Source organism: Nodosilinea nodulosa PCC 7104 (assembly GCF_000309385.1).
GTDB lineage: Bacteria > Cyanobacteriota > Cyanobacteriia > Phormidesmidales > Phormidesmidaceae > Nodosilinea > Nodosilinea nodulosa.
Genome location: NZ_JH976537.1, coordinates 1,565,208 through 1,578,073 on the forward strand (window position 1 = coordinate 1,565,208; position 12,866 = coordinate 1,578,073).

The 12,866-nt window shown below is 60.5% G+C and carries 13 protein-coding genes; 9 read left to right on the plus strand and 4 right to left on the minus strand.

The features are described 5' to 3' along the window. The first annotated feature begins 54 nt into the window (after window positions 1–54). From psbQ to LEPTO7104_RS0107035, 4 genes are read left to right on the plus strand one after another with little or no spacing between them, the layout of a single operon-like run. Window positions 55–498, plus strand: a complete 444-nt coding sequence (gene psbQ / locus LEPTO7104_RS0107020; RefSeq protein ID WP_026072453.1) for a photosystem II protein PsbQ — start codon at window positions 55–57, stop codon at window positions 496–498. A gap of 29 nt (window positions 499–527) precedes the next feature. Beyond that, window positions 528–1,661 (plus strand): NAD(P)/FAD-dependent oxidoreductase, encoded by a 1,134-nt coding sequence (locus LEPTO7104_RS0107025; RefSeq protein ID WP_017297847.1) that lies wholly within the window; start codon window positions 528–530, stop codon window positions 1,659–1,661. 58 nt (window positions 1,662–1,719) lie between these two features. After that, window positions 1,720–3,087 carry an FAD-binding oxidoreductase gene (locus LEPTO7104_RS0107030; RefSeq protein ID WP_017297848.1) on the plus strand — a complete coding sequence of 456 codons (1,368 nt, stop codon included), beginning with the start codon at window positions 1,720–1,722 and terminating at the stop codon, window positions 3,085–3,087. Between the two features lie 8 nt (window positions 3,088–3,095). Then, a complete protein-coding gene (locus LEPTO7104_RS0107035; protein WP_155523546.1) occupies window positions 3,096–3,551 on the plus strand; it encodes a hypothetical protein in 456 nt (151 codons plus the stop codon). Between the two features lie 110 nt (window positions 3,552–3,661). Here the strand turns inward: LEPTO7104_RS0107035 and LEPTO7104_RS33060 are convergent, their stop codons facing one another. The 3 genes from LEPTO7104_RS33060 to menA all read right to left on the minus strand — a co-directional run bounded on the left by LEPTO7104_RS33060 (window position 3,662) and on the right by menA (window position 7,040). Next, window positions 3,662–5,053: an AMP-binding protein gene (locus LEPTO7104_RS33060; protein WP_017297850.1), complete on the minus strand. Its 1,392-nt coding sequence runs from the start codon at window positions 5,051–5,053 to the stop codon at window positions 3,662–3,664. Continuing rightward, entirely contained in the window at window positions 5,038–6,036 is a 999-nt protein-coding gene (locus LEPTO7104_RS0107045) for an o-succinylbenzoate synthase (protein WP_017297851.1), read from the minus strand. The genes LEPTO7104_RS33060 and LEPTO7104_RS0107045 overlap by 16 nt, the downstream gene beginning before the upstream one ends. Window positions 6,037–6,125: 89 nt before the next feature. Next, window positions 6,126–7,040 (minus strand): 2-carboxy-1,4-naphthoquinone phytyltransferase, encoded by a 915-nt coding sequence (menA, locus tag LEPTO7104_RS0107050; RefSeq protein ID WP_026072455.1) that lies wholly within the window; start codon window positions 7,038–7,040, stop codon window positions 6,126–6,128. Window positions 7,041–7,265: 225 nt separating this feature from the next. On the opposite strand from menA, the gene LEPTO7104_RS0107055 reads away from it, so the two are divergent. Continuing rightward, window positions 7,266–7,658, plus strand: coding sequence for a single-stranded DNA-binding protein (locus tag LEPTO7104_RS0107055; RefSeq protein ID WP_017297853.1), 393 nt, complete (start codon window positions 7,266–7,268; stop codon window positions 7,656–7,658). Window positions 7,659–7,814: 156 nt separating this feature from the next. Here LEPTO7104_RS0107055 and LEPTO7104_RS0107060 read toward each other — a convergent pair whose 3' ends face one another. Further along, the gene (locus LEPTO7104_RS0107060) at window positions 7,815–8,174 is read right to left on the minus strand and encodes a DUF1823 family protein (RefSeq protein WP_017297854.1); all 360 of its coding nucleotides are present in this window, start codon (window positions 8,172–8,174) and stop codon (window positions 7,815–7,817) included. Window positions 8,175–8,465: 291 nt separating this feature from the next. Between LEPTO7104_RS0107060 and LEPTO7104_RS0107065 the strand changes: the two genes are divergently transcribed. The 4 genes from LEPTO7104_RS0107065 to zwf all read left to right on the plus strand — a co-directional run bounded on the left by LEPTO7104_RS0107065 (window position 8,466) and on the right by zwf (window position 12,798). Then, the gene (locus tag LEPTO7104_RS0107065; protein WP_155523547.1) at window positions 8,466–8,699 is read left to right on the plus strand and encodes a hypothetical protein; all 234 of its coding nucleotides are present in this window, start codon (window positions 8,466–8,468) and stop codon (window positions 8,697–8,699) included. Between the two features lie 85 nt (window positions 8,700–8,784). Next, complete coding sequence (locus LEPTO7104_RS0107070; protein WP_017297856.1) at window positions 8,785–9,678, plus strand: alpha/beta fold hydrolase; 894 nt, start codon at window positions 8,785–8,787, stop codon at window positions 9,676–9,678. 241 nt (window positions 9,679–9,919) lie between these two features. Then, window positions 9,920–10,984, plus strand: coding sequence for a class 1 fructose-bisphosphatase (fbp, locus tag LEPTO7104_RS0107075; protein ID WP_017297857.1), 1,065 nt, complete (start codon window positions 9,920–9,922; stop codon window positions 10,982–10,984). A gap of 275 nt (window positions 10,985–11,259) precedes the next feature. Continuing rightward, window positions 11,260–12,798, plus strand: coding sequence for a glucose-6-phosphate dehydrogenase (zwf, locus tag LEPTO7104_RS0107080; protein ID WP_017297858.1), 1,539 nt, complete (start codon window positions 11,260–11,262; stop codon window positions 12,796–12,798). Window positions 12,799–12,866 lie beyond the last annotated feature (68 nt).

Genomic DNA, 12,866 nt, shown 5'->3' on the forward strand with positions numbered 1-12,866 from the left:
CCCATCGCGGCGTAGAATACAGACGGCTGATGTAGAGAGCGCAAAAGGTTAACTATGGGACGCTTTAGACCTCTTTTGGGAATTTTGCTGGCGGTGGTGGCTACCTGTCTGGTGGCCTGTGGTGGCCCGGCGGCAAAGATACCGACCACCTACACCCCCGAGATTTTGCAGCAGGTGGAGCTGTATACCCCTGGTGTGGTGAGCCTGCGCGATCGCTTCCCCGAGCTTGAAAGCTACATTCAGCAAAAAGATTGGGTGAATGTGCAGAGCTTTATCCACGGCCCCATGGGCGAAATGCGGGCGCGGGTCAACCGACTCGCCGCTACTCTGCTGACCAAAGATCAGCCCAAGGCCAAAGCCGTGGCCAAAGAGCTTTACACGCATCTGGAGCGCCTCGATGAAGCCGCTGCGGAAGGGCAGCAGGTGCTTGCCGGACAGGAGTACCGCAACGCCCTGGACGATTTTGACGCGTTCTTGAACCTGGTGCCGACGGTTTAGTAACGGCCATTTTTAGCACAGACCACTCCTTGAAGCGAATTGTAATTGTTGGCTGCGGCGTGGTGGGGGCTGCGATCGCCTACGAACTGAGCCTCTGCCCAGGGCTTCATGTCACCGCCATCGACCAAGCGACCCCGGCCCAGGGCTCCACCGCCGCCGCCCTGGGTGTGGCCATGGCGGTGATTAGCCATAAGGTCAAGGGGCGCAACTGGCGGCTGCGAGAGCGCAGTCTGCGCCGCTACCCGACCTTAGTTGCAGAATTGGAGACGCTGACGGGGCAGACCGTCCAGCTCAATACCCAGGGTATTCTCAGCCTCTGCTTTGACGCCGAGGATCTGCCTCGCTGGCGATCGCTCCAGCAGATTCGTCAGCGCCAGGGTTACTCCCTAGAGCTGTGGGAGCCAGAGCAGGTGCGCGATCGCTGCCCCCACCTCAATCCCGAAGAGGTTGTAGCAGGTATTTTTTCGCCCCAGGATTTTCAAATCAACCCCACAGCGTTGACAGAGGCTCTCGTCGCTGGTGCCCAGATCCAAGGGGCAGAGTTCTATTTCAACCAACCCGTGGTGGGGTTTGAGGTCGAGGCTTCAACCGGGGAGAATCGCCCCTGCACCGCCGTCCGTACGGCCACCCAGACGGTGGAGGCCGATGCGATCGTGCTCTCGGCGGGCCTGGGGACTCTGCCGCTGACCCAAACCCTCGGTCAGCCCACGCTCCTTGGCCCGGTCCTGGGGCAGGCGCTGCGCATTCATCTAGATTCGCCCCTGGGAACACCGGACTTTCAGCCCGTGGTCAACGGTCACGACATTCACCTGGTGCCCCTGGGCGGCGGCGACTACTGGGTGGGGGCCACGGTCGAGTTTCCGCCCGAAACGTCCCTGGAAGCGGCGCTGGCGATGTCGCCCGAAGCGGAAAGACTGGAGGAGGTGCGGGCGGGCGCGATCGCCTACTGTCCGGCCCTGGCCGAGGGCACCATTACCCAGCGCTGGTTTGGGCTGCGGCCCCGGCCCCAGGGGCAGGCCGCTCCGGTGATTCAGCCTGTGGCGGGCTACAGCAACGTATGGCTGGCCACCGGGCACTACCGCAACGGCGTGTTGCTCGCCCCGGCTACGGCCCTGGCGGTAAAAGATAGTTTGCTGGAATGTGGCTTCGGCGATCGCCGGTAGAGCGCTTTCGGGTAGAGCGTTTTACACTAGCAGGGAACCTCTACATCCCAAACACCGCATGACTCTGGCCACTTCTGCCACCGACTGGGATGCCCTGGCCCAGGCCTTTGGCACCCTAGAAACCATCCGCGACCCCAACCAGCGCGAAAAGCTGTCGAAGGACTACTACTACTTCAGCCCGATTCTGCAAGGGCAGCTGGCGGATCGGGTGGCCGATTTGATTGTGCGCCCTACCAGCGAGGCAGAGGTGTTAGCCGCAGCCAGGGTCTGCGTGGCTGCGCGGGTGCCCGTAACGGTGCGGGGGGCAGGCACCGGCAACTACGGCCAGTGCATTCCCCTAGAGGGCGGTGTGGTGCTGGATTTGAGCAAGATGAACGCCGTCAAGCGGGTCGAGCCGGGGACAGTCTGGGTAGAGCCGGGGGCCAAGCTCGCCGCCATCGATAAAGTCACCCGCGAAACGGGGTGGGAGCTGCGCATGTACCCCTCCACCTATCGCACCGCCACCATCGGTGGATTCATCGGTGGCGGCAGCGGCGGCATTGGCTCAATTACCTACGGGCAGCTGCGCGATCGCGGCAACCTCAACGCCGTGCGCGTGGTCACCTTTGAAGACCATCCCCGCGTGATTGAGCTGCGGGGCGACGCGGTGCAAAAGGTCAACCACGCCTACGGCACCAACGGCATCATCACCGAGCTGGAAATTCCCCTCGGTCCGGCCTATCCCTGGGCCGAGCTAATTGTAGCGTTCAACGACTTTATGACCGCCGCCCGCTTTGGCCAGGCCCTGGGCGATGCCGACGGGCTGATCAAAAAGCTAATCAGCATCCACGCCTGGCCCATCCCCAGCTATTTCACCTCGCTTCAGCCCTACCTGCCCGAGGGCAAAGCCGCCGCCCTGGTGATGGTGGCCGAGCCGTCCTTAGAATTGTTTGGCGAGCTGGTGCAAGAGTTCGGCGGCACCATCACCTACAACAAGTCGGCCCAGGAGGCCAGCAAAGGCGCGCCCTTGGCTGAGTTCACCTGGAACCACACCACCCTCCACGCCCGCAGCGTTGACCCCTCGCTCACCTATCTGCAAACCCTGTTTCCCTACGACCCTGAGCTGGAGCGGGTGCAGCATTTCTATGAGCACTTTGGCGACGAGGTAATCATGCACCTGGAGTACCTGCGCATGGGGGGCAACACGGTGCCAGCGGCGCTGCAAATTGTGCGCTACTCAACCCCCGAGCGGCTGGCGGAGATCATTCGCTACCACGAAGCCAACGGCGCGCTGATCGCCAATCCCCACACCTATCTGCTGGAGGACGGCGGCATGAAAAAAGTAGATGTGGCTCAGGTAAACTTTAAGGCCGAAGTTGACCCCCACGGGCTGCTCAACCCCGGCAAAATGCGCGGCTGGCTAGAGCGAGTTGAGGCGTTGAAGTAGGATTTGCCGTGGCGATCGAACGTTTGTTTAGCGATGAAGACCGGGTTGAGTCGCTCAAGGCGGCGGTGCTGGCAGGAATAACCGCTGGCATGATGGCGGCAGTGCTACTCCTGGCGCATCGATTGCCATCCCTGGGGTTTAGGACGGCCCTAGCCTCGATCGCAGCTGGACTCAGCGGCAGCACCTTTTGGGTCAGCGCGGCGATCGCAGGTCTCTCCGGCGGGCTGTTTGGCATTACCTACCGCTACGCCGTGCGCCAGGACGAGAATTTTCAGCTCAAGGCAGGGGTGGTTTTAGCCTTCAGCCTGGTGCGGGGGCTGGCATTGGTAAATGTGGCGGCGGCGGTAAGCCTGCGGGGCTGGCCGTTTGCGGCGGCGATCGCCGAAAGCCTGCTTCTGTTCGCTGCCGCCGCCGCTGTGCTAGAAGTGGCCCAGCACCAGGGCTGGATAAAGGCCGTGAAGTGACACCAAATCCGAATCGCATAACCCCGATTCCAAACAGGCGGATTGCGTGGGGCAAGCGGTGTTTGTCCAGCCCAACCAAGGCTAACCAAACCGGATTCAGTATGAGATCCTTAGCCCGGATTATCCATCCCTAAAACGCGCTGAGCCAGGGCCAGAGCCTTCGGACGGCTGACTTTGCCCTGGGGCGTTCTAGGGATCGCGCTAGCTAGAATCCACCGCTTGGGGAGTTTGTGGGGGGCGACCCGCGATCGCAGCTGTTCGGGTAATGCTTCTAGAGAAGTTTGGGCATCCATGACCACCAGGGCGCAAAGCTGCTGGCCCCAGCGATCGCACGGCAACCCCACCACGCAGGCGTCGGTGACGCCCGCGATCGCCAGCAGCGCCGCCTCGATCTCTTCGGGAAAGACATTCTCGCCGCCTGTGATCAATTTGGTGCTGCTGCGCCCAACGATATGCAGGTAGCCTGCCCCGTCTAAGTAGCCAATGTCGTCGGTAGCGAGATCATCTTCTGCGGCCTGAAATCCAGCCGGCTGTAGGTATCCCCGCGCCAGGGAGGCTGAGCGAATCACCAGTTGTCCAGGCTGTCCGGCAGGCTGTGGTTGATTCTGATTGTTCAAAATAGACAGCTCAGCGTGGGGGAGGGGCCTGCCGCTGCTGCGGTGTCCGGCTAGAAACTCCTCCGGCAACAATGTCGCCACCTGGGCGGCGGTTTCGGTCATGCCGTAGGTGAGGGCAACGGGAATTTGGGCCGCCTGGGCCTGATCGAGCAGCGATCGCCAGGCCGGAGCGCCCCCCAGCAGCACCGCGCGAAAGCTTTGCAGCCAGGGGATGAATTCCTGATCCAATGTCAATAACGTCTGGAGCTGGGTCGGCACCAGCGAGAGAAACCCGCCGGGGGGCAGGGCCAGCCGTTCACCAGTTTTGAGATCGCCGTAGGATTGCAGCGCCAGCTGCCCGCCGGTCGCCAGCACCCGCAAAGCCTGCATTAACCCGCTGACGTGAAACAGCGGCAGCACGCAGCAGGCGTGGGCCTGCCCAACTCCAAAGTGGGCGCAAAACCCTTCCACAGCGGTCATCAGCGTTTCCCAGGTGTGCACTGCAAACTTGACCTGCCCCGACGATCCTCCGGTGGGAATCAGAATTTGCCCCGGCCCGGCGCCCAACCCCTGACAGCGGTACGCCCCTAAGCCTGGACATATTGCCGTCTCCCAGTCGCCGTTGACCATAGCCTGCACCTGCCGCCGCTCCCGCTGGCCCCAGCCTGGGTTAGCCAAAACTGGGGTGCAGCCTTCCGCCCAGGCGGTCAGGCAGGCGGCCAGAAATTGTAGGGGATCGGATTCAGCGATTAAAACGCCAGCCCTACTCGCGCCGCCAGACTCTCGATAGGCCGCAAAGACGGGAGCCAAATGTTGGCAACGGCCCCAAAAATCCGGGCTGCTGGGGCCAATTAACCAGTCGTCACCCCAGCGATCGCATAAAACGTCCCCTAGAGTCTGTCCCATAGGTCGGCGGCGGTGAGGGTGTCCCAGTCGTCGGCAAAATAGCCCAGGGTGCCAAAGCCCAGGGCAGGGGCTGGAGTTGGCGAACAGCGGCGGGCCAGGGCGATCGCCGCCCGCCGCCCGATCCCGGTCTCAAAGGCAGACGAGAACACCAGCCGGGGATGGTGGGTTTGGCAAAAGGTTTGCAGCCGCTGGGGCGATCCGGCGATCGCAGGCTTGACCACCATCACCCCCCGCCAGCCCCGGTTCCAGCAGTCTTCTAGCTGGGCCAGGGTAGCGACCGACTCATCCAGGGCGATCGCCGTTTGGTATCGCCGTCCCAGCGCCGTCATCGACTCAACCTGAACCGGCGGCAGCGGCTGCTCCAGGTATTCGATCGCAGCCCCAGCAGAACTCGCGTTGATGTCGTCGCAGGCCCTTAACCACTGCTCAGCCTGGCCGATATTCAGGCCGCCGTTGGCATCCAGGCGCAGCTGAGTATGCCTGGGACAGTCTTTAACCAACTGCCATAACCAGCGAATTTCGTCAGCGATCGGATGCACCCCCATTTTCCACTTCAGGGTGCGGTATCCCTGGGCCAGTTGCGCTCGGGCGGTTTCCAGGGCCGAGTTGCCAGCGGGCAAAAGGCCGCACAGATCGGCGTTAGCGAAGCCATCCGAAGGAATCGCCGGCTCCATTCCCACCAGCGAATTTTCGATCTCTAGATGTGCTAGTGCGCACTCCAGCCCAAACTGAGTGGCAGGTAGCGTGCTAGGCACCGTTTCAGCCCGCCATTCCCCACCCTGGGCCTGACAAAAAGCCAGGGCATCCTTCACCGTCTCACGGCCAAACCAGGGAATCGGTGCGACCTCGCCATAGCCCACTCGCCCCAGGCTGTTCCGCAGCCGCACCAGCAGTCCCTCTCGCCAGCGCCAAAGGCCGTGGGCAGTGTGCAGGGGCGTCAAAAATTCTCTCTGGTAGGGCCGAACCGCTAACTCAATCCCCACTCCCCTACTCCATCACAGCCCAACTCCCAGTCAGCCAAAACCGCCAATCCAAAATCCAAAATTCTGCACCCGTCCCCCCAGCAGAGGCATCAAACACTCGCCCAGGTGCTCAGCCAAAAGCCCAGGGCCAGCAGCACGCCGCTCCAGAAGTGAAAGCCAATGGCAAAAAACTTGGCGTTGAAGACCCGCTCGGGCTGGTCGTGAAAACGGGTGACGTGGCGACCGAGCCGCCAGGCCGAAGGCAGGCTGAGAAATACCAAGGCCGTCCAGATAGGGAAAATCCCCAGCAAAAGGCCGATCGCCGCGATCGCAAACACAATCCCGCACACCCAGGGAATCAGCGCCGCCCCTCGCCGGGTGCCCAGGCGCACAATCGGCGATCGCTTGCCCGCCGCCAGGTCATCGTCCACCTGGTGAAAGTGCGAGCAAAACAGCACCAGGGTCGTGGTCAGCCCCACTATGACTCCTACCATCTGGCTCCCCCACGACCAGCTCTGGGTTTGGCTGTAGTAGGCGGCCCCCATGGCCAGCGGCCCAAAGGCAAAAAAGCACAGGAACTCGCCCAGGCCCTGGTAGCCGAGGCGAAAGGGGGGTCCCTGATACATGTAGCCCAGGCCGCAGCAGAGCAGTATCAGCAGCAGCACCGTGGGGTCTTGCTGCAGGAGGGCGATCGCCACAATCCCCGCTATGCCCAACCCCAAACACAAATTGGCCAGGGCCAAAACCAGGCCCCGATTGCGAGTTAGGTTGACAACCGAATGCGCTTTATTGATATCAATGCCTGTGTCTGAGTCAAACACATCATTACTGAGGTTTTCCCAGGCCAAAATAAGCACCGCCGCCACCAAAAACAACGCAAAAATACCGCTGTTAAACTGGCCTGTCTCGGCGTAAGCGATCGCGCTACCCACCACCATGGGCATAATGGCAACGCTATACATGGGGGGCTTTATAGCTGCCAGCCAGAGCTTACGGGCAGCGGGGTCTACCGATTGAGTGGTCATGGCACTGCAATTACTCCAGGCCTAGCATATCGCTTAGCCGGGCGAAGATTACGACCAACCTCTCACCCCAGCTCAACCGTTGCTGCGACATATACGTAGATACCAGTCTAAAAAGTTACGTGATTTTCCATAGCGAATTATGAATAAAGCTTGTGCATATTAAAGCCACAGACATCTGTCTCATTGGACGGGGTCTGGTGCATCCACCCTAAGGAAACCCTAGCCATGTCCAGTCGAGGATTAAATCTGTGCACTCTGTCCGGCAATGTCGCGGCCGATCCAGAAATTCGCCACATTGAGCGCAAAACCGGAGGCAACACCAAAGTCGCCGAAATGACTATTTACGTCGATCGCATCCCCGCCCGCAAAGACAGCGACAGCTTTACCGTCGACATCAGCATCTGGGAAGGCTCCCCCGCCTGGCGCAAGCTCACCCACATTAAGAAAGGCTCGCTAATTATCGCCAGCGGTGCGATCGACGCCTCTCCCTATATCAGCAAAACCGACTCCCAGGCGCGGGCAGGCCTCCAGCTCAAAGCCACCGATATTTTTCTCGACTCTTCCCCCAGGGTCGAGGAGTCCAGACCTGAGGCGCCCAAGGTCGAGCACGCATTTTAACTATTCTGCTGGGCCTAGACCATGGACTGGCGACCATCACCACGGGTCATCCATTGTTTAGGACACCGGTAGATCCAGCATCCACGGAGAGAGCGCCGTGGGTTGAGAGCAAGGATGCGGGTTTCCGCATCCTTTTTCTATTGCTCTTTCCATTGCTCAGCCCCCAGAGGCCTGGCGCTTGCGGTAGCTGAGCAGCCAGCTCACCATCGTGGCCCGCCGCGTCAGGCGAGGGATGAGCTGATCGACGGTGTAGCCTTTGAAACCCAACTCTTCCTTTAGCAGCTGCTTATCAGCCGGAGGAATCGCTCGCGTCAGCTGTACCGTGGCCGGACGACTCTCGATGAAATTGGGCGGTTCTGGATACTTCTCCCGCCAGGCGGCATCCACCGTCGAGGCCTCCCACTGGCCGTCAATTTCACGGTAGCCCAGGCCATGCCACACGAGGCGATTCACCGTGTCATCGTCGAGTTCGTCGTTGAGAATGGCCCAGAGGGTGTCGTCGGTCAAGGGGGTCATTGGCTGGCTGACTGATCTCGCTAATCGTAGAAACTAGCATGCCACGTCCTCGAACCAGTTGGGCTGAGTTGGGTGAGCCCACCCCTGCTTTGGGGGACGCCTGGGGCTTTTGGCACTGGTACCAAGCCTCCCGGAGCCACAAAATTAGGCTGAAAGCAGCCTTTTTCGTGCCCAGATTCCCGGTGCCTCAACCCAATTATCTCCCCTGTGACAGGTGTGCTTCAGGGGTTACTGAGTTTAGTGGAGACTGCCATGTAGATCGTCATGTCGTACGCCCAGAGGACCCCCATCATGCAGCGCCCCCGTAGCCAAACCCAACTGCTGGCAATTACCTTTAAGCTCATCAAGTATTTCCTGCTCGGCGTAGCGGGCTGCACCATTGCCTATCTGGTGGCCTCAGTGCTGGACCTGCCGGTGGTCGCCAGCGCGATCGCGTTTTTCCTAGAGCAGGTTTTGGCCCGCTCGCTGGCCCTGCTGGGCTGCCTGTGGGCGATCGCCGTCATCCAGGAGTCGGCCCGCTCCTAAGATCGGCCTGGTTCTGGCTGAAAACTCCCCTTTTCGCTAGGGTTAAGGAGCATACAGCCATTCTGAGTGACCGAGAGGCCCCACCGTGACCACCGCCCTAGCCACCCCCGACGTCAAAACCTGGCCATGGCAGGGGTTCTCAATTCGCTACCAGCAAATTGGCACCACGGGTGCTCCCGTGCTCTGCATCCACGGCTTTGGAGCCTCCAGCGATCACTGGCGCCAGAACCTGCCCGCCTTTGGTGAACAGCACCGGGCCTACGCGATCGACCTGCTGGGCTTTGGCCTTTCCGACAAGCCCGCTCCAAACCAGCCTCTGCCCTATACCTTCGAAACCTGGGGCCAGCAAATCCTCGACTTTTGCCGCGAGGTGATTGGCCAGCCCGCCTACCTGATAGCCAACTCCATCGGCTGCATTGTCGCCCTGCAAGCGGCGGTGGATGGGCCGGAGTGGGTCAAGGGCGTGGTCATGCTCAACTGCTCCATTCGGCTGCTGCACGAGCGCCGCCGCGCCGACATTCCCTGGCACCAGCGGCTCAGCACCCCCATCGTGCAGAACCTGCTGGGCTATGCTCCGGTCGGTCGCTTCTTTTTCTCCCGCATTGCCCGCCGCAGCGTCATTCGCAACCTGCTGGGCCAGGCCTACCACCGCCCTGAAGCCATTACCGATGAGTTAGTCGAGGCTATCCTGGCGCCAGCCCTCACCCCTGGGGCCGCCGACGTGTTTCTAGCCTTTGTGCGCTACTCCCAAGGGCCCCTGGCCGAGGATCTGCTGCCCCAGATTCGGTGCCCCGTGTGGATAATTTGGGGTCAGGACGACCCCTGGGAACCGGTGGCCATGGGCCGAGACCTGGCCAACTACCCAGCAGTCAAAACCATGGAAGAACTTCCCGGCGTCGGCCACTGCCCCCAGGACGAAGCCCCAGAGCTGGTCAATCCGCTAGTGCTAGGGTGGTTGGGCGAGGCCGAAGCCGCCTGAGGCGACAGTTGCCTCTCTCCGTTAAGCGCGGTCAGGGGTGCAGCGGCCCACCGTTCGCTCTCCCATCTCCGTCTCGCCCACAGCTCTCAGCAACCCCTCATTTCTAAAGTGTCTCTAAAGGTTGCCATTAAACTCAGCCAGCCTTCTTACCATGAAGACAGCCCATAGCTAACCATCACCTCAAGGAACTGTCGCCCTCTCTAGCTGCCGCTACCCTGCCCCTACCAAAGGAACCTCTACGATGGCCGACTACCAACCCGCCGATTCAGGCTTTGCCCTCGATCGCGACTGCAAAACCCTCGCCCGCCACGTGCTCGAACAGCTCCACAGCTTTGGCCCCGAGGCCCAAGACCTCAGCGCCCTGATGAACCGCATCGCCCTGGCCGGCAAGCTAATTGCCCGCCACCTCAGCCGCGCCGGGCTGATGGAATCGGCCCTGGGCTTCACGGGCGAGACCAACGTCCAGGGCGAAGCCGTCAAAAAAATGGACATCTACGCCAACGACGTTTTTATCTCGGTGTTTAAGCAGAGCGGCCTGGTCTGCCGCCTCGCCTCCGAGGAAATGGACAAGCCCTACTACATCCCCGAAAACTGCCCCATCGGGCGCTACACCCTGCTCTACGACCCCATCGACGGCTCCTCCAACGTTGACATCAACCTCAATGTCGGCTCCATCTTCTCTATCCGCCGTCAGCAGGGCGACGACCTCGATCACACCGGGGCTGATCTACTCCAGGACGGCCACCAGCAGCTTGCCGCAGGCTACATTCTCTACGGCCCCAGCACCGTGCTGGTCTACTCCATTGGCCGAGGCGTTCACGCCTTTGTGCTCGACCCCAGCCTGGGCGAGTTTATCCTGGCCACCGAAAACATTCGGGTCCCCTCCCACGGCCCTACCTACAGCGTCAACGAGGGCAACTTCTGGCAGTGGGAAGACTCCATTCGCGACTTCACCCGCTACGTCCACCGCCACGATGGCTACTCGGCCCGCTACACCGGAGCGCTGGTGGCCGACTTTCACCGCATTTTGACCCAGGGGGGCGTCTTTCTCTACCCCGGTACCACGAAAAAGCCCGAGGGCAAGCTGCGGCTGCTGTACGAGACGGCTCCCCTAGGCTTCTTAATCGAGCAGGCGGGCGGCCGAGCCAGCACCGGCACCCAGGAGATTATGGCGGTGGTGCCGGGCGAAATTCACCAGCGCACGCCTTTTATTGTGGGCAGCAGCGAAGACGTTGCCCTGGTTGAATCGTTTATTCAAGACCACAGCCGCCGCCAAGATACCCTGCTGGCCCATCAGGAGAAGTAAGGCAGATGAAGCCTCGGCTAAACGAGATTGTCAAGCCTGAAAATGTAGTCTGAGCCACGTCTGTAGCCTAAATTTAGTTGCCTTTAATACTTTTCACCGGCTGGTTAGTTAAGAGGGTCTATAGTCTCACCAGATTTGTAAAATCTGCTGTCAATATAGATTGCGATTTCTGTTATCCATGACTGTACGCCCACGGGTGCGGATCACCTCGGCCTTGACCCTGCATCATTTTTTTGTCAGAGCTTAGCCCCTAACGTTTACTCTTCTTCTCGCTTATGGTGTCCTTGCTCGAAAATCCACTACGCGCCGGTCTTCAACAGGACCGCATTCCCGAACCTCAAATTCTGGTGATCTTTGGCGCTTCGGGCGACCTCACCCAGCGCAAAATTGTGCCCGCTATCTACCAAATGCGGCGTGAGCGACGGCTGCCCCCAGAGCTTACTATCGTCGGGGTTGCCCGGCGTGAATGGAGTCATGACTTCTTTCGCGAGCACCTGCGAGAAGGGGTCGAAGAATTTGGCAACGGTCTGGGGTTTGAGGCCATTTGGAATGACTTTGCCCGTGGCTTGTTTTATTGTCCTGGTGACATTGACGACCCGGAGTTTTACAAGTCCCTCAAGACCTTCCTGGCGGAGCTAGACGAGCAGCGGGGCACCCAGGGCAACCGGGTGTTTTACCTGTCGGTGGCACCGCGCTTTTTTGGCGAAGCCACCGAGCAATTGGGCGCGGCGGGCATGCTGGATGACCCCGACAAGCAGCGGCTGATCATCGAAAAACCCTTTGGCAAAGATCTCTCCTCAGCGCGGGTGCTCAACCGCGTAGTGCAAAACGTGTGCGACGAGCGCCAAATCTACCGCATTGATCACTATTTGGGCAAAGAAACCGTTCAAAACCTGATGGTGTTTCGCTTTGCCAACGCCATTTTTGAACCCCTGTGGAACCGTCAGTTTGTCGACCACGTGCAGATTACCGTGGCCGAAACCGTAGGCCTAGAGGGACGAGCAGGCTACTATGAAACCGCCGGAGCCCTGCGGGATATGGTGCAAAACCACATCATGCAGCTCTTTGCCCTAACCGCCATGGAGCCCCCCAACTCCCTCGATGCCGACAGCATTCGCAACGAAAAAACTAAGGTGCTGCAGGCGACCCATCTCAGCGAGATCACTGATGGCGATAGCTCTATGCCGGCTGCCGTGCGGGGGCAGTACTCGGCGGGGTGGATGAAGGGTGAGGCGGTGCCGGGCTATCGCGAAGAGGAGGGGGCTAGCCCCGAGTCAACCATGCAGACCTTCTGCGCCCTCAAGCTTGAGATCGACAACTGGCGCTGGAAAGGGGTGCCATTCTACATGCGCACCGGCAAGCGCATGCCCAAGAAGGTCAGCGAGATCTCCATTCACTTTAAGGAAGTGCCCTTCCTGATGTTTCAGTCGGCAGCCCAGCAGGTGAACCGCAACGTGCTGGCCTTGCGGATTCAGCCCGACGAGGGTATTTCGATGCGGTTTGAGGTTAAGACCCCCGGCAACTCCCTGCGGACGCGATCGGTGGATATGGACTTCCGCTACGATGCCGCCTTTGGCCAGGCCAATACCGACGCCTACGCCCGGCTGATCGTGGACTGTATGCTGGCCGATCAAACCCTGTTTACCCGTGGTGACGAGGTGGAAGCCTCCTGGCGACTGCTGACTCCCCTGCTCGAAGCCTGGGACCCCCCGGCTGACCCCAAGACAATTCCCATGTATGAGGCGGGTACCTGGGGACCGCTAGAAGCCGAGTTTTTGTTGAACAAAGACGGGCGGCGCTGGCGACGGCTATAGATTGCGATCGCGCCTGACTGAGCCTGGTTTCTAGGTTCTTACACCCTACTGCCCCCTATCTCACCGCA